This is a genomic window from Kitasatospora sp. NE20-6, from assembly GCF_045862635.1.
Window position 1 is genome coordinate 11,461 of record NZ_BPRL01000099.1, and the last position, 16,650, is coordinate 28,110.

The window sequence follows — 16,650 nt, forward strand, 5'->3', positions numbered from 1 at the left end:
TCATGGAGTCCTCCAACGGCGCCAACTCCGGGATCGCCTACGGCAAGGGCGGGGAGATCGCCTCGAACCGGCGCGACGAACAGGAGATGTTCGTCCTGTGCCTGCGCATCCTGCAATCCGCCTTGGTCTACGTGAACACCCTGATGCTTCAAGACATCCTCGGTGAACCGGATTGGGCCGGCCTCCTCACATCCGCCGACCAGCGCGGCCTGACCCCGTTGTTCTGGTCCCATGTCCGACCCCATGGAGAGGTGAATCTTGACATGGACACCCGCCTCCATCTCGCCGCGGCAGCCGCTGTGCCCGGCCCGCGCCTGCCGCCCGCCCCGGAGATGTCCAGCGGCGGACAGAGAGCCGACATGGGAGCGGAGCTTCAGTTGAGGGCCTCGCGGACGACAGCCGCCCGGCAGACGCCATCCTGGAAAAGCTCGCCAAGGCCGAAGGAAACGACTCCGCACGCCTTCCGGGCACCTAGAGTTATTGTTCGGATTCTTTCTGCAAGAGGGGGTGGCATGGACCCGATCGTGTTGGCGGCCGGGACGGCGCTGGTGAGTGCGATGGCAGCCGACTCCTGGCAGCAAGTCAAAACAGCTACGACATCCCTGTGGCACCGGCTCCATCCCGAGCAGGCAGACGAGATCGCAGCCGAGCTGGAAACGCTGCACACCAGCATTCTCAACGCCCGTGAACAGCAAGACCACGACACCGAGGAGGCGCTCACCAGCGTGTGGCGTCTGCGGCTCCAGCAGCTGCTCGTGGATGAACCTTCGGCGGTCGGCGAACTGCGGCGCCTGCTGGAAGAGCACCTCGCGCCAGCGCTGCCCCCGGACGAACAGCACGGAGTCCAGTCGATCGTCATGAAAGCCGAGGCCCGGGACCATGCGCGGGTGTACATGGCCGGCCGCGACCAGCACATCACCGGCTCATGACCACCCACACAGACAGGGACGACGATGCAGCGCTGACGCGTATCGAGGTACGCGTCGAGGGCAGTGCGCAAGGCTACGTAGCCGGGCGGGATCAGTACATCACCCAGCTGGCGCCCGCGCCGGTGACCGCGGTGCGGACACTGCCGCGGGATGTGGCTGCCTTCACCGGCCGCCAGGCCGAGGTGGACCAGATCCTGGCCGCCGCCCAGCCGTCCCGGGTGGTGGCCATCCACACCATCGACGGCATGCCCGGGATCGGAAAGACCGCCCTGGCCGTTCACGCCGCCCATCAACTCACCGACCGGTATCCCGACGGGCAGATGTTTCTGCGGCTGAACGCCTACACTCCCGGCCAGAAACCCGCTGACCCTGCCGACGCCCTCGCCGCCCTCCTGCTCAGCCTCGGCATTGACCCTCGCAGCATCCCCGACGGCTTGGAGGCCCGTGCCCGGCTGTGGCGCGACCGGCTCACCGGTCGGCGGATGCTCCTCGTCCTGGATGATGCGGTCGACCACGCACAGGTCGAGCCGCTCCTGCCCGGCGCGGAGGGCTGCCTGGTCCTCATCACCAGCCGCCACCGCCTCGCCGCCCTGGACGGCGCCACGCCTCTGCCCCTAGACATCCTCGCGTCGGCGGATGCAGCCCTGCTGTTCACCCGACTCGCCCACCGCGACACCACCACCCCGGCCGACGCCGACGCCGTCGCCCGGATCGTGGAGCAGTGCGGCCACCTGCCACTGGCCATCGTGCTACTCGCCGGCCGCCTCGCCCACCACCCCCACTGGAGCCTGACCGAGTACGCCGAGGAGTTCGCCGCCGCCCAGGACCGGCTGGGCGAACTCGCCGCCGGCGACCGGGCGGTGGATACCGCCTTCGACCTGTCCTACCGCGTCCTGCCTCCCGAGCGGCAGCGGCTCTTCCGCTACCTGGGCCTGCCCCCCGGGCCCGACACCGACGCCTACGCCGCCGCCGCCCTGGCCGGCATCACTCTCACCCGGGCCCGCCGCGAGCTGGAAGCCCTCTACACCGACCACCTCATCGACTCCCCTGCCACCGGCCGCTACCGCCTGCACGACCTCCTGCGCGCCTACGCCCGCACCCTCGCCGAACGTGACACGGTCAAGGACCGCGATGCCGCCACCGGGCGGTTGCTGGACTACTACCAGCACACCGCCGAAGCAGCCGACCGGCATCTCGCCGAGGCTCCCCGCCACGCCGTCCCAGTTGCCGGCCCTTCTCCCGCTGCTGCACCCGGCCTGGCCGGCTACGAGCAGGCCAGGGCCTGGATGAGGACCGAACGCGCCAATCTCATCGCCTGCACCCACCACGCCACCGCCACCGCGCGGTACTCCCACGCCATCTGCCTCACCGCCATCCTGGCCGCCTTCCTGCGCCAGCAAGGCCCCTGGGACGAGGCCGTCTCCCTTCACCGGACCGCCGCCGCCAGCGCCCACCTCACCGGCGATCGCCTCAGCCAGGCCAACGCCCTGCAGGAGCTGGGCTGGGTGCGGTACCTGACCGGGGATTTTCCATCGGCGGCCGACCTGTTCCAGCAGGCGCTGGAGCTCTACCGTGCCCTCGGCGACCTTCTCGGCAAAGCCAACGCCCTGCGGGAACTGGGCTGGGTGCGGTACCTGACCGGGGACATTCGAGCGGCGGCCGACCTGGCCCAGCAGGCGCTGGAGCTCTACCGTGCCCTCGGCAACCCTCTCGGCGAGGCATACGCCCTGCGGGAACTGGGCTGGGTGCGGTACCTGACCGGGGACTACTCGGCGGCGGCCGACCTGACCCGGCAGGCGCTGAATCTCAGCCGTGCCCTCGGCAACCGTCTCAGCGAGGCATACGCCCTGACAGGGCTGGGCCGGGTGCAGTACGTGACTGGGGATTTTCCAGCGGCGGCCGACCTGGCGCAGCAGGCGCTGGAGCTCTACCGTGCCCTCGGCAACCGTCTCAGTGAGGCGTACGCCTTGTGGGATTTGGGCCGGGTGCAGTACGTGACCGGGGATTTTCCAGCGGCGGCCGACCTGACCCGGCAGGCGCTGGACCTCTTTCGCACCCTCGGCAACCGTCACGGCGAGGCCAACGCCTTGCAGCAGCTGGGCCAGGTACAGGCCGTGGTCGAGGACTACCCGGCTGCGGCCGACCTGCTGCAAAAGTCTCTGACCCTGTTTCAGGAGGTGGGCGATATTCAGGGAGGAGCCGAGGTACTCAATAGCACCGGTGCCCTCCTGGCTGCGTGGGCACGTCCGGGGGAGGCTCTTTCCACATACCAGAGGGCTCTGCACCTCGCACGCCAGGTCCACAGCCCTCTGGACGAAGCCCACGCCCTCGAAGGCACCGCCCGTTGCCACGCACGCACCCGCGACCTCCCCGCCGCCTTGGCCGACCTGCGCCAGGCGGTGGGCATCTACCGGCGCATCGGTGCTGCCGAGGCACCCGCCGCCGCCGCTTACCTGGCGCAGCTCCGAGCCGAGTATCGCGAAGAGGCTCCCGTTCAGGATTCGACCGATTGCTGAGCAAGATCAATAAGCGGGGGCGCACGACCGGATCGGCACCGGACCGGCTCGGACGTTCTGTCCAGGACCTCATCTCGATCGTGTCCGGCCTGCGCAAGCGCGGTATCGGCTTCACCTTGCTGCACGAGTCGCTCGACACGACCACGCCCGGCGGGCGCCTGGTCTTCCATGTGTTCGCGGCGCTGGCGGAGTCCATCCGAGAACTCATCGTGCAGGGCGCGAACGAGGGCCTGGACACCGCTCGTGCCCGCGGCGCCCGACTCGGCCGCCCGCCGGCGATGACGGAGGAGCAGGTACGTCACGCCCGCGACCTGCTCGCCCGCCCGGAGAACACCGTCACCTCGATCGCGAAGCTCCTTGGCGTCTCCAGGAACACGATCTACAACTACGTGTCCGAGCTGAAGGGCGGTCACCTCGCACTCGCTGAGGCGACGAGCACGCCGGAACTGCCCCAACCCACCAGGTCCGAGGACCGATCACCGCCGTTTGCGGCTGGTGACAGGGTTCTTACCGGCACCCCGACCTGGCCAATCAGGACGTCGACCTGCCGGAGCTTCGGTTCGCCGCAGGCCGGTACGAGTCCGAGATCCTGCGGGCCGGAGAGGACCGCAGCTGGCAGTGGCCGGCAGTTGTGGTTGCGACGCTGCTCGAAGTGAGGCTGAGCGGACGCGGGGACTGGCTCGCCAGGTGGGAGTGCGAGCTGGAAGCCGTCCGGGCCTTCCGCACGGAACCCGATCGGATCGACGTCGTCCTGAGGCATCCCCCGAACCGGGCCGAGGCGGATCTGCCCTGGGCACAGTTCCTGATGACCCTCCCGATCTCCGCAGACGCCCCGTCGGACCAGGCCGAGCACCTCGAAGCACTACTGACCGCAGGTGACCCCCGTGCCACCGCCGAGCTCTGCGGAGGTGACAACCCCGGGCAACTGGGCTACCCCTGGCCGTAGCCGGCCGATGGGAGCCTGCTCACGGGCCTGTCTTCCCGGCATTGACCCGGCACCGCCCCTGGCACGCGTGAGGTGCCTTCCTGCCGTTCCAGGCCGGAAGGCACCTCACGGGTTTCCGCTCGTGAGCCGGGTGCCGCCACCGTGCAAGCCCGGAGGCTAGCGTCCTACGCGGGCGAAGGGCACGCGGAAGGTGTCCCAGTCGTCCTTCTCGTGGGAGGTGGAGCTGTCCGAGGCGTACGGCTCGGTCGCCGTGTCCAGCACGGTCGGGTCCTGGGGCAGGGAGCCGATGCCCGACTGCCCGAAGGTGGAGATGAGCATGATGCCGAGGCCTCGGCCTTCCAGGGTGGCCCGGTCGATGCCCAGGGCCTGCAGCGGGATGTTCATCTCGTACGTGGTGTCCTGGGCCGGGTTGTGCCCGGCGGTGAGCAGGTTCTGGTACCGGGCGGCATTGGCCAGGTCGGCGGGCACGTATCCGGCGTTGCCGGTGGCCTTGATGCCGGTGACCTCGGTGGAGGTCAGGCCGTCGGCGTAGCGGTAGGTGATGCCCGCGGGCCCGAACTGTTGGACGTTGGCCGGTGCGTAGTCGAAGGTGCCTGCCGTGTTCAGGCCGAAGAGGGCGGGCTGGCCCACACCGGGCTTGCTGGAGAAGTTGGCGATGTGGTCGACCTCCCCGCGGGCGAAGGAGGTGTGCAGGCCCCAGGGGCCTCCCGGGCCGGCGCCCAGCAGGCCGGTGCTGCCCCGGGCCGGGTCGACGTCCAGTGCGATGGACTGGGGGATGTCGCCCTGGTACGGCTTGCCGTTGTCGCTGATGGGGTAGCCCTGGGCGGGGTCGGTCACGTCCGTGACGTTGGTGAACTGCCACATCAGGTACAGGTTGGCGTCGTCCCAGGCTGCGGAGAGGGAGTACAGGTCGTAGACCGGCCCCTCGTGGCTGCCGCGGAAGATGCGGGGGTCGTCGTTGGCGACGCCCTGGGCCACGATCATGTCCTTGGTCCACTCGGTGGCCTTGCCGTCCACCGTCACGGTCGCCGCCCGCCCGGCGTGCCCGCCGGGATTGGTGGCGTAGTACGGCCCCCCGGGATCGGGCCCCGGGTCCGTGGTCGGAGTCGGGGTGGGAGTGGGGGTCGGGGTCGGAGTGGGGGTCGGGGTGGGGGTCGGGGTGGGAGTCGGAGTCGGAGTGGGGCAGGGGTCGGTGGTGCCGACCTGCCCGTTCTTGACCGTGACGGTGCCGGTGCCGGTGGGGAGCTGGTAGTTGCGGCCGTTGTTGTTGTCCCAGGTGCCCGAGCCGTTGTTGAACGTCGCCTGCAGGCCGGTGGCACTGCCCAGCGCGACGGTCTTCTTGTACCAGCCCGTGCAGGCCGCCTCCATCGCCACGCCGGGCACCGTCGTCCACGCCCCGCCGGTCGGAGCGTAGTGCAGGTTCACCGTCGACCAGCCCGCGTTCGCGGCGTAGAAGACCGTGGCGCTCGTGGGGGGACCGGTGACGCAGGGATCGGTGCTGCCCACCACCCCGTCCTTGACCGTGACCGTACCGGTGCCCAGGGCGTAGTTCCTGCCGTTGTTGTTGTCCCAGGTGCCCGAGCCGTTGTTGAACGTCGCCTGCAGACCGGTGGCACTGCCCAGATCGACGGTGATCTTCACCCAGTCCGTACAGGCCGTCTCCATCGCCACGCCGGGCACGGTGGTCCAGGCCCCGCCGTTGGGCTGGTAGTGAAGGTTGTACTTCGCCCAGTTGTGGTTCTTGGTGGAGTAGAACACCGTCGCCGAGTTGCCGGAAGCGGCGGAAGCGCTGTGGGCGGCGGGCACTGCGGCGAGGAGTGCCAGGACTCCTGACGCTGCCACTGCCGCCGCCAGGGGGCGTCCCGTCAGCCGGCGTATGGGGTGTCTCACAAGATGCTCCTGGGGAACATGCCGCGGCCGTGACCGCGACGACCAACAGCACAGGCGCCGGGGTAGCGCCTGCGCGCGGATCTCCCGCCGGGAAACCGCGAAGCGCCGTATGGGGCCGGTCGCAACGCACGTCGGTTCCAAGAAGGCCTGAAAGTTGCTGCAATCTTTTGCGCATCAAGGAAGTTACCCGCCCATGACAGGCGCGTAAAGAGTTGCAGCGCGACCAACTCGCCATCCGTCCACCGCCCCTGACGGCACGGCACCCCGGTCGTCCGCCCCCCGGATCCGCCCGCCGCTCCGGCGCGGGGGCGCCGCATCGCGTGACGCCGGCGTGCCGACCGGGGCGCGCAGCGGCATCCAGCTGCCGGATAAACCCGGATGAACTCTCACATTCGACCCCTGTCGCCACCTCCCCCTCCATCGAGGGGCCTTCGCTCCGGACGAGGGGCGGGAAGTCGGTACCGGGATCCGAGGATCCGGCGAGCGCCACGTCATGACCGTTTGAAAGTTTCTGGCAGAATTTGCAGAATTCCCTGCGCAGACAGGCCCGCGGAGCGACTCTCGCGCCGTCCGGCGACTCCGCAGCCGCCGGACGGCGCGAAGGGACGGAGCACCCACCTCCCCCGTCTGCCGCCGAGGCTCGGCCGAGTCAGGAGGGCAGCAACCGGGCGGAGTTGGTGTTCTCGCAGACGGCGACGGACGGAATCGACCCTGTCGGCCGCCTCCCCGCAGGGCCGGCCGGGGGGCTGGCCGGAGGGCCGGCGGGGCGTCGTCCCAGGAGCGGGCCGGGCCGGGGACCGGCCCGCAGGCGCCCGGTCCCCGGTGCCCGGTGCATCACCGCGGGCCGCTGTCCCGCAGGTCGAGGCCGAACGGCAGCGGCTCGGTGTGGACGACGCCCAGCCGCTGGGTCGCCCTGGTCAGTGCGACGTACAGCTCGTTGGCCCCGAAGAGGGAGGGCTCGACCACGAGCACGGTGTCGAACTCCAGTCCCTTGGCCTGCGCCGGGGCGAGCAGCACGACCGGCCGGGTCAGGTCCGGTTGGGCACCGTGCGCGGCGTCCGGGAGCGCGGCCGCCATCGCGCCGAGGTGCTCGTGCGGTGCGATGACGGCGAGGCGGCGCTTCTCGTCGCCGTCCCCGACGGTCTGCCGGGCCACGGCCGACGCCACCGCGCCGGGCAGGTCGTCGGTCCGCACCGCCCACGGGCGCACGCCCGTCGCACGCACCGAGCGCGGCGGCACGAACGCCGGGTCCGAGGCACGCGGCACCGCGGCCGCCACCTCCATGATCTCCGCCGGGGTGCGGTAGTTGACGTCCAGCACGACGTGCTGCCAGCGGTCCTGGACGTGCGGGGCCAGCGCGGCCGCCCAACTGCCGCAGCCACCGGGCTCGCTGGTCTGCGCCGGGTCGCCGACGAGCGTCATCGAGCGGGTGGGGCAGCGGCGCATCAGCAGCCGCCAGACCATGGGCGAGAGCTCCTGTGCCTCGTCGACGATGACGTGGCCGAAGGCCCAGTTCCGGTCGGCGGCCGCGCGTTCGGCGGCGGTGCGGTGGTCCGCCTCCTCCTGGCGGTCGGCCAGCCGTTCGGCGTCGATCAGGTCGTGGGCGCCGAGCCGCTCGGAATCCTCGTCGCCGCGGTCCTCGAACTCCTGCGTGCGCGAGCCGTAGGAGAGGTCCAGCACGCCCTGCGCGTAGGCGATCCGCTCCTGCCGGCGTGCCTCCTCGGCGGCGAGCCGCGCGGCGTCGTCCTCGCCGAGCAGTTCCGCAGCCTCGTCCAGCAGCGCCACGTCGGCCGGCGTCCACTCCCACCGGGCGGGCCTCTCCGGGCGGGAGAGCGGATCGCGCCGGACGGCGTCCGCGTCGGCGGGGGAGAGGTGCGTGGGCTCGGCGAGGTAGTCGAGGAGGAAGCGCTCCGGGGTGAGCAGCGGCCACAGCCGGTCGATCGCGGCGTGGACGTCGGGGCTGGCCGCGATCGCCTTGCCCAGCAGCGCCCGGTCGTCCGGGCCGAGGAGGTTCGGGCCGCCGTAGGGGTCGTGGCCGATCCGTTCGACCAGCTGTTCGGTCAGGGCGTCGATGACGGCGAAGGCGAAGTGCGGACGGGCCAGGTTGTGCGGCAGCAGGGTCGTGCGGGCGCGCTCGCGTGCGGCGGCGGCGATCTCCCGGTCCAGCACCAGCACGCCGTCCTCGTGGCCGATCACCAGTGCGGGGTCGGGCAGGGCCTGCAGGTCGGACAGGTGGGCGGCGAGCGCCTCGGCCATCACCGCCCGGCCCTTGACGACGGCGGCGGCCGCCGTGTCGGTGCCGGTGGCGCGGACCCCGGGGAAGAGTTCGGCGGGAGTGGCCAGCAGCACGCCGGTCTCGCCGAGTGACGGCAGCACGTGGCCGATGTAGGCGAGGAAGGCGGGGTTCGGGCCGACGATCAGCACCGCCCGCCGCGCGAGCAGCTCGCGCTGGGCGTAGAGCAGGTAGGCGGCGCGGTGGAGGGCCACCGCGGTCTTGCCGGTGCCGGGGCCGCCCTCGACCACGAACACGCCTTGGTGCGGGGCGCGGATGATCCTGTCCTGGTCGGCCTGGATGGTCTGCACGATGTCGTGCATCCGGCCGGTGCGGGCCGCGTCCAGTGCTGCGAGCAGCACCGCGTCGGCGTCCGGACCCTCGTGGCCGGTGCGCTCGCTGTCGTCGAGGTCGAGGATCTCGTCGTGCAGCGCGGTGACGCGGTTGCGTACGGAGGTGATGTGGCGTCGGCGCCGCAGGCCCATCGGCTCGAAGCCGGTGGCGAGGTAGAAGGGCCGTGCTCGATCGGCCCGCCAGTCGATGACCAGCGGCGTGCGTTCGGCGTCGTCGGCACGGATGCCGAGGCGCCCGATGTGGTGGTCGGTGCCGTCCCGGAACAGCAGGTGGCCGAAGCAGAGCCCGTGCTCGCCCGACGCGTAGGCGGCGACCAGCTCCGAGTTCTCGACGACGACGACGTCGCGTTCGAGGAGCGTCTGTGCGTTCGTCACCTCCTGCGCCAGCGCTGCCCGAACGGCCTGCTCGGCCCGGCCTTCGAGCGCGGCCAGCCGCAGGCGGAGCAGGTCGATGAATTCCTGCTCCCGAACCATTTCTTCGTTTGACATTCCGTTCCCGCCCACATATACTGAACCTGTAAGTTTCCGTTCCCGCCGAGGAAGAATCCGGGCGGGAACTTCTCAATATACGAGGCAATTCTCCGGGACGCCAGTCCCGGATTTTTTTGTTTCTCCCGGCATTCGTTCGGGATCGAGTGGCGGCGGGATCGGGTGGCGGCGTTCGGCATGCGTCGCAGCCGCGCCCGTCGAGGAGCGGCCGGGCCCGTCGGCCTTGCCGATCGGCCCCTCCCGGCGCGCCGGGAACGGCGCCCGCCGTCGTACCGATGGCCCACTCCGAGGGCACCGGTGCCCTGGCGTGACCACCATGGTCGAGCAGGCCCGAGCGGGCCGCAGATGCCGACGCCACCGGGAGTGGAGAAACCATGAGGGTATTGCTGACCGTTCAGATGGACACGGAGAAGTCGAACGCGGTGATCAAGGACAACAGGCTGGCCGAGATCATGCAACCGGCGGTGGAGAGGTTGCACCCGGAAGCGGCGTACTTCGGCGCCAAGGAAGGGCAGCGGACCGGATTCATCGTCTTCGACCTGAAGGAGGTGTCCGACATCCCCTCGGTCGCCGAACCCTTCTTCATGGAACTGGGCGCCAAGGTGAGTTTCATCCCGGTCATGAACCTTGAGGATGTCCGGAGCGGTCTGGCCAAGGTCGGCCACGGCTGACCTTCCGGAGGGATCGCGGCGGCGCGATCCTCCCGGGTCCCGGCCGAGTCCCGGCGCGCGCCTCGACGCCTTGTCGACCGGCTGCGCCGCCTCGCCATGGGGGCGACGCGCCGGTCGACGTGCATCGCGTGCACCTCGTCCCCGGTCCGGGCGCCGGACCGGGCGGGCAGGGAGGTGCGCATGCCGCTGAAGGCGACCGGCGGCCGCCGTGGGCGGTACCTGCGACGGGGCTCTTGACGGGTGGTGGTGCCCCGGTCCGGCCGACAGGCGGCGGGAGCCGGCGCTACGCGTCCCGTGCTGCGGTCAGGCGCCGGAGCAGGTCGAGGAGGGTGGTGCGGTCCGTGTCGGTCAAGCCGGAGAAGCAGGCGGCGAGCACCTCGTCGGCGACCGTGTGGCCGGCCGTCAGGACCTGCTCGCCGGCGGGGGTGAGGTGGTGCTCGATGCGTCGGCCGTGTCCCGGGCGGCGCTCGACCTGACCCTGGGCCGTCAGGCGGCCGGCCAGCGTTCCGAAGGCCTGCTCGGTCTGGAACGTCGCCGTGGCCAGCTCGCGCGCCGACGCCCCGGGGGAGCGGCTGATCGCGCGCAGGGCGTCCCACTGGGCCAGCGTCGTGCCCACCGCCGAAAGGGCGGTGTCGAGCGCCCGGTGCTGGCGGTACTGGGCCTGTTTGACGGCTCTGCCGAGTTCTTGCAGCTCACCATGCATGGGCCGAGTCTACGTCATGACCAAGCTAGCTTATATAAAGATATTTAGTTACTGTGGGGGCATGCACCTGGACACCACGGCCGTGTACGCCGACCTGCCCCTCACCCTGTCCGAAGCCGGAACCGGCAGGCCCGTCCTGATCCTGCACGGCGGCGGAGGCCCCGCCACCGTCGCCGGCCTCGCCCGGCACCTTTCCCGCACCGCACACACCATCACACCCGTGCACCCCGGCTGGGACGGCACCCGACGCCCCGCATGGCTCACCGGCATCGACGACCTCGCCCTCACCTACCTGCACCTCCTGCACGACCGCGGGCTCCACGACGTCCTCGTCGTCGGCTCCTCCCTCGGCGGCTGGACGGCCGCCGAGATGGCCGTGCGCGACACCGCGGGAATCATCACCGGCCTCGTCCTGATCGACGCCGTCGGCGTGCACGTCGACACGGAACCGATCACCGACTTCTTCGCCCTCGACCCCCGCGGAGTCGCGGAGCACTCCTGGCACGACCCGGACCGCTATCACCTCGACCCCGCCGCCGTCCCGGGCGACGAACTCTCCCGCCGGCAGGCCAACGCGGCAACCATGCGCGTCCTCGCAGGCGACCCCTACATGCACGACCCCAAGCTCCTGCGCCGGCTCGGACGCGTGGAGGTGCCCGCCCTCCTGCTCTGGGGAGAGAGCGATCGCATCGTCACCCCCGCCTACGGCGCGGCCTACGCAGACGCCTTCCCCGAAGGACGACTCGAAGTCATCCCCAGGGCGGGCCACCTCCCGCAGATCGAACAGCCGGAAGCCACCCACGCCGCGATCGAGACCCGGCTGCGCCGGACGACTCCCCGATCCGTCGACGCCGGGTCACCCGTGCAGGAGCAGGTACAGAACCAGGTACAGGGGCAGGTACCGGAGCAGGTGCCGGAGTCGGGCGGCACCGGGGCTGCCGGTCCGGCACCGCGCTGAGTCGATGGGCCGCGGGCGATCAGCCGGGGGGACGTACCGTGCCCCCACCCGGGCCTCGCCGACAAGGAACGCAGATCATGATCCTTGTCGAAGTCGCCGAGCGCGACGACGTCACGGCCCGTGCCGTCGCCCTGCAGGAGGTCGCCGGCCGGATTGCGCAGGGTGACGGCCTGACGCCCCTGGACACCCCGGCGGAACAGGGCGTAGGCGGCGTAGCGGGCGCACAGGCCTCCCCGGGGGTGGCGTGGTGTCAGTTGCCGGCGCGGAAGTCGTGCTTGTCGGCGAGCTTCCGCATCGACTCGTGGTCCGGGTGGCCGTCGGCTGCGGCTCCGGTGAAGCCGCAGTGCTCCTGCCACGCCGCGTAGGCCTTCAGCGTCAGGGTGCCCCACGATCCGTCGGCCCACCGCGGATCGAGCAGCCCTTCGTCCGCCAGTGCCTTCTCGACCAGGAGCACCTGCTCCCAGCTGTACGAGCGGTGGCCGGTCGGTGCCTGGACGTCCGCGGCGATGGCGTGCTCCAGCTGGCCGAGGTACACCCAGGGCCTCGGGTCCTGGCCGTCCGTGTCCGACGAGGCCCGCGGAAGATCGGTGTACGAGGCCGAGGTCAGCCCGCCCCAGCGGGGATCGGCGGAGAGCCGTCCCTCCGGGAACGGCGGGCAGCCGTACCCGTACACCCTGACCTCGCGGCGGCGGATCGGCCCCCGCTTGTACACGCCGTCGCCGTTGCTCGCCCCGGTGAGGTTGGTGTTGCCTCCGATCGTCCAGATGTGCTCCTGGTCGAACCGGTGGACCCGCTCGATGTGGGAGCCGCCGGCACCCCACTGTTCGCCGGCCGTGCCGTAGAAGACCTCGGCGCCGATCATCGGGAAATCCGACCACCAGCCCTTGTGCTTGTAGTACGTCACGCCGTCCGGGCAGAAGGCGGACAGCTTGCAGTAGTCCTCCAGGCCCGACTTCCAGGTGCCCCAGGACTGGAAGACGTAGCACCAGGCCACGTTCTGCCAGCCCGCCGGTGCCTTGCCGGCGGCGATGAGCTCCTTGGCGTACTTGTTGTGGTTGTCCGGGCCCTCCTTGTACCCCGCCTCGCCCAGCAGGATCTCCAGGCACCTGCGTACTTTGGACGTGGACGGGCGGATCCCGCCCCCGGTGCCGTTCGGCAGGAAGTCCAGGTACCGGCCGCTGGTGTACGTCGACCAGGGCGACCAGCCGTGCGCCTGGGTGTGGATGGCCCGTGCGACCTTGGCGTTGTACGTGGGTCCGTACAGGGCTTCCTCCACCCGCAGACTGTCGGGGAACCCGAACTCCTGCGGCCGCCGGAGCGATCTGATCTGGAACAGGCCGATACTCGGTCCCCACTTCGCGTCGGCGAGATTCTGGTCGCCCACCGCCTCCGGCCGACCGGTCGACTCGGCCATGGCGACCGCGGCGGCGATGTCGATGTCGCTCTCCTGGAACTCCGCCTCGCGTGACAGATGACGGAGTTCGTCATAGGACAAAGCCATCCGGAACACCCCTTCGAAGAACACCCCTGGTACCATCGTGCGTCGATCCCCGATCGTCCACAAATGGTCCGGCGCAGATATCCGTGATAGTGGGAACGCCGAGAATTGACGCGTCAACAACGGTGGCCGCACCTCGGATCGCGGCCGGACCGGGCCGGGCGCCGATGGCCGGCTCGCACGTCGCAGTCACACGAACGGCCATCCCCGCAGGCTTCGGTGACCGCCAGTCACGACTTCACGGCACGTGGACCAGGACCTGCCTGCGCGGCCGCCGGTGTGCCGGATGTCCGGCCGGCTGCGGGAGGACTTCGAGGCCCTTGGCATCCGTTGCGTACGTGACGGTCGGACCCCCGCCCCGCCATGACCTGCGGACCCATGCGTCCACCGGGGCCTTGCGACAGCCTCGGCACGGGATAGGGCGCACCGCGCTCCCGTCGTCCGCTCCGGGCGGCCACCCGCAGCGTTTGCATCGTCACACCTGTCGGGCGCACGGTGGAAGTACGAGAGTTCAGCGGGAGAACGTCCCGCTCGGCACGGCTCGGCGGCGCGGACTGCACCCCCGCGCGAGGGCATGCCCGCCGTCAACTCCGCTTTCCGGCACCGGAGAAACTCCGATCCCCCAGCCCTACCCAAGGAGCCGGACATGTCTCTGCAAGCATTCCCCGGGACGGCATTCTTCCACCCGGGTCAGGTGAGCCCGATCATCACCTCGATGGGCCGACGGCTGGTCGACGAAGGATGCGGGCGCTACAAGGTCGGCCCCGGCCCTGCGTGGGGCGATGTCGACCGGGAGTCCTACGCCGCCTGGCAGCGCAAACTCGGATTCGGCGGAAGCGCCGCGGACGGCGTTCCGGGCCAGACCTCCTGGGACCGTCTCCACGTCCCCTCGACCAACGGGCACCGCGTCTCCTCGCCCGTCCCCGGGCACGTGGTCACCACCGGTTACCGCGTCAAGGGGACCCACTGGAGCCTCGGCTACCACACCGGCGCCGACTACGCCGCCCCCGAAGGCACCCCGTGCGTGGCGGTCCTCGACGGCTCGATCAGCCGCACCGGGACCGACACCAGCTTCGGGAACTTCCTCGTGCTGCGTGCCGGAGGGTTCGACTACTGGTACTGCCACCTGTCCCACCGCGATGTCGGCAACGGCGCAAACGTGTCGGCCGGGGACCAGGTCGGCCGCGTCGGCCAGACCGGCAACGCCACCGGTCCGCACCTCCATTTCGAGAAGCGTCCGGCAGGCAAGGGGTTCGGCTCCGACGTCACCCCTTCCTGGTAGCGGCCCCGCGGCCTGTCCGACGGATGATCACGTTGCAGGTTCGCGTAGCCACTGGAGGACTCGCGCTCCGCAGGCGTCATGCGCCACGGCTCCATCGCGAGTAGCCCTGCTCGATCGCAGCCAGGTACTGGGCCAGGTCGAATCGAACTTCCTCCACGACCCGGCCATCACCACCTGGGTACATCAGATCGCCCCAGACCACGGTCCGGCCTCGGAGCCGGATCCGGATACAGACCGCCGAGGCGGCTTCGGACCCCTGCTCACGGGCCGCGACATCCACACTCCGGGCTTGATCGGTCGGATAGAGCGGACCTCCCGGCCTGAGCAGCTGACCCGGATGATCGCCGGCTGCGCCGCTGTGACTGCGTGCGATCAAGTCGAGGCCATCGACATGGAGGTACGTGTGTGCGGCACTGCAAACGGGTGGCCCAGGACAGGCAGTGATCAGCAGCGTGCTGACCGAGCCGTGCGGTTGACGCTCGGCAGGACTGGCGCGCAGCAGGCGCGGGGACTTACGCGGCATCCGACCTTCGCGACATCACGGAGCCGATGATAGATGCCCAGGAGACCGCCTGGCAGCCCCTTTCCCGGGCCACGGATCACGCACCCCTGCTCCAAGTTCCGCCGGACCATGGGGTCGAGGGAGCGGGCCGCCGGGTCGGGGGTCAGGTGGCGGGGCCGGTGTCCCTGGGCAGGGCGGCGACGACGAGGGCGACGGCCTCCTCGGGGGTGGCGGTGCGCGCGACGATCTCTCCCCGGTCCCGTACGAGGTACTGCCCGCTGTGATGCGGGTCGACCGAGTACCCGACGCGGACGTACGGGTAGTTGATGCGGGTGGAGAACCAGAGCATGAAGTGGCTGGTGACGGGCATCAGCCGGCGGAGTTCCGGCTGGGCGTGGGCTGCTTCCAGGAGTGCATGGGCGCGGGGATTGTGGACCCACGGGGCCGCGCGGCCGTGGTCCAGCCTGTGCCACCAGGCCAGTTCGACGGCGCCGAACGGCTCGCGCTCGTGCTCCAGGGCCCAGTCCCCGAACCCGATGAACGGGGCCGCTGCCCGGGTCCGTTCGAGGCCCGCGCCGCGCGTCCAGGCCGCGACGGCCGTGACCACGGCGGCCGGGTCCGAACTCGTCCCGGTGGCGAGACAGACCCTCTGCTCGTAGCAGTGCATCCAGTAGCCGCGCTCGTCACGAAGGGCGAGCACGACCGCCCGGTGGCCGCCGGCACCACTGAACTCGGCCTTGTGCTCCCATATCTCCTCCGGCACCGGCAGGCCGAGGCCGAGCTCTGCGGCCGTGCGGAGCAGGTCGGCCGGGAAATCCCCGTCGCCGCTCTGCGGTATCGGGGAGGAGTCCGGGACGGTGTCCGGGGCGGTGTCCTGCGGGGAGGAGGGCATGTCTCCATTCTGCCGGGGGAGCGGCCGTTCATGCGATGATCAGGCGCCAGACGAAGCCATGAGGGGCGGATCTCAGAGGCTCCTGCACACAGGACACAGTCGCGGACCCTGGTGTGCGGTCCAAGAGCATCTGCCCGAAGTGGATCCCCGTCCGGCCCCGGCGTGCCCGGCATGGTGGCGCCCCGAGCAGGCACATCGACGGCCCGGGGCGCCGGCCCTCATCCTGCCATCACCGGCCCGGGCACAAGCACCGTCACCGACCGGACCCCCTGGGCCGCCCTGCCACGGCACCGCCCCTACGGGGCACCGCGCCTGGCCGGACCGCTGCTCCGGCCCGCGACCGTAGCGATGCTCTTCCCGCCCGATCCCCCTGCCCACCACCGGTTCAGTGCGGCAATGCTGCGCCGCCATCCACCGCCGGGCGTCCCTGCCGGACGGCGCGGCACCCCCACGGCCCGACCGAGGCCGCCACGGGACGAGGACCCCAAGACCGACATCACCGACATGACGGCCCGGCGGACGGACACCTATCTGGACACCGTCGACACCGCCCTGACCGACGCGGGGCTGTGCCCCTGTCCCGTCTCAAGTGATCTGGTCCCGGAAGCCTGAATGTCGGGTGTTGTCTCAGTTGATCTGGTCCCTGAGGCCCCGGTGCCCGACGCGTGCGGACCGGAGGCCAAGTGGCTTGGGAATCCGCAGCGGGGATTCTCGCAGTAGACAGCGGCGTCAGGCTTGGCGGGCAGAGG

The 16,650-nt window shown here is 70.7% G+C and carries 12 protein-coding genes and 2 pseudogenes; 8 read left to right on the forward strand and 6 right to left on the reverse strand.

Annotation, left to right across the window (positions count from 1 at the left end; genetic code table 11):
• Positions 1–2 precede the first annotated feature (2 nt).
• Genes SNE206_RS37895 through SNE206_RS37910 form a run of 4 tightly spaced genes read left to right on the forward strand, consistent with a single transcriptional unit; the run spans position 3 to position 4,391 of the window.
• On the forward strand, positions 3–929 hold the full coding sequence (locus SNE206_RS37895; protein ID WP_407918141.1) for a Tn3 family transposase: 927 nt from the start codon (positions 3–5) through the stop codon (positions 927–929).
• On the forward strand, positions 926–3,445 hold the full coding sequence (locus SNE206_RS37900; RefSeq protein ID WP_407918142.1) for an ATP-binding protein: 2,520 nt from the start codon (positions 926–928) through the stop codon (positions 3,443–3,445). The genes SNE206_RS37895 and SNE206_RS37900 overlap by 4 nt, the downstream gene beginning before the upstream one ends.
• Positions 3,439–4,101 (forward strand): recombinase family protein, encoded by a 663-nt coding sequence (locus SNE206_RS37905; RefSeq protein ID WP_407918143.1) that lies wholly within the window; start codon positions 3,439–3,441, stop codon positions 4,099–4,101. The genes SNE206_RS37900 and SNE206_RS37905 overlap by 7 nt, the downstream gene beginning before the upstream one ends.
• A complete protein-coding gene (locus SNE206_RS37910) occupies positions 4,098–4,391 on the forward strand; it encodes a hypothetical protein (RefSeq protein WP_407918144.1) in 294 nt (97 codons plus the stop codon). Before SNE206_RS37905 ends, SNE206_RS37910 begins: the two co-directional genes overlap by 4 nt.
• 156 nt (positions 4,392–4,547) lie before the next feature.
• On the opposite strand, the gene SNE206_RS37915 is transcribed toward SNE206_RS37910, so the two are convergent.
• Positions 4,548–6,281 (reverse strand): carbohydrate binding domain-containing protein, encoded by a 1,734-nt coding sequence (locus SNE206_RS37915; RefSeq protein ID WP_407918145.1) that lies wholly within the window; start codon positions 6,279–6,281, stop codon positions 4,548–4,550.
• An 834-nt stretch (positions 6,282–7,115) separates the two neighbouring features.
• The gene (locus SNE206_RS37920) at positions 7,116–9,395 is read right to left on the reverse strand and encodes a HelD family protein (protein ID WP_407918146.1); all 2,280 of its coding nucleotides are present in this window, start codon (positions 9,393–9,395) and stop codon (positions 7,116–7,118) included.
• 374 nt (positions 9,396–9,769) lie between these two features.
• Here SNE206_RS37920 and SNE206_RS37925 point away from each other — a divergent pair, with 374 nt between their 5' ends.
• Entirely contained in the window at positions 9,770–10,066 is a 297-nt protein-coding gene (locus SNE206_RS37925) for a DUF3303 family protein (protein WP_407918147.1), read from the forward strand.
• A 283-nt stretch (positions 10,067–10,349) separates the two neighbouring features.
• Here the strand turns inward: SNE206_RS37925 and SNE206_RS37930 are convergent, their stop codons facing one another.
• On the reverse strand, positions 10,350–10,769 hold the full coding sequence (locus SNE206_RS37930) for a MarR family winged helix-turn-helix transcriptional regulator (protein ID WP_407918148.1): 420 nt from the start codon (positions 10,767–10,769) through the stop codon (positions 10,350–10,352).
• A 61-nt stretch (positions 10,770–10,830) separates the two neighbouring features.
• Between SNE206_RS37930 and SNE206_RS37935 the strand changes: the two genes are divergently transcribed.
• Positions 10,831–11,727: an alpha/beta fold hydrolase gene (locus tag SNE206_RS37935; protein ID WP_407918149.1), complete on the forward strand. Its 897-nt coding sequence runs from the start codon at positions 10,831–10,833 to the stop codon at positions 11,725–11,727.
• A 250-nt stretch (positions 11,728–11,977) separates the two neighbouring features.
• Here SNE206_RS37935 and SNE206_RS37940 read toward each other — a convergent pair whose 3' ends face one another.
• On the reverse strand, positions 11,978–13,228 hold the full coding sequence (locus tag SNE206_RS37940; RefSeq protein ID WP_407918150.1) for a hypothetical protein: 1,251 nt from the start codon (positions 13,226–13,228) through the stop codon (positions 11,978–11,980).
• A 610-nt stretch (positions 13,229–13,838) separates the two neighbouring features.
• Here SNE206_RS37940 and SNE206_RS37945 point away from each other — a divergent pair.
• Positions 13,839–14,117 (forward strand): annotated as a pseudogene (locus SNE206_RS37945) (peptidoglycan-binding protein); the annotation flags it as partial.
• 99 nt (positions 14,118–14,216) lie between these two features.
• Positions 14,217–14,507, forward strand: a pseudogene (locus tag SNE206_RS37950) (M23 family metallopeptidase); the annotation flags it as partial.
• A 76-nt stretch (positions 14,508–14,583) separates the two neighbouring features.
• Here SNE206_RS37950 and SNE206_RS37955 read toward each other — a convergent pair.
• Together SNE206_RS37955 and SNE206_RS37960 are read right to left on the reverse strand one after the other, a co-directional pair.
• A complete protein-coding gene (locus SNE206_RS37955; protein WP_407918151.1) occupies positions 14,584–15,030 on the reverse strand; it encodes a hypothetical protein in 447 nt (148 codons plus the stop codon).
• A gap of 142 nt (positions 15,031–15,172) precedes the next feature.
• On the reverse strand, positions 15,173–15,901 hold the full coding sequence (locus SNE206_RS37960; protein ID WP_407918152.1) for a DUF6193 family natural product biosynthesis protein: 729 nt from the start codon (positions 15,899–15,901) through the stop codon (positions 15,173–15,175).
• Positions 15,902–16,650: the final 749 nt, after the last annotated feature.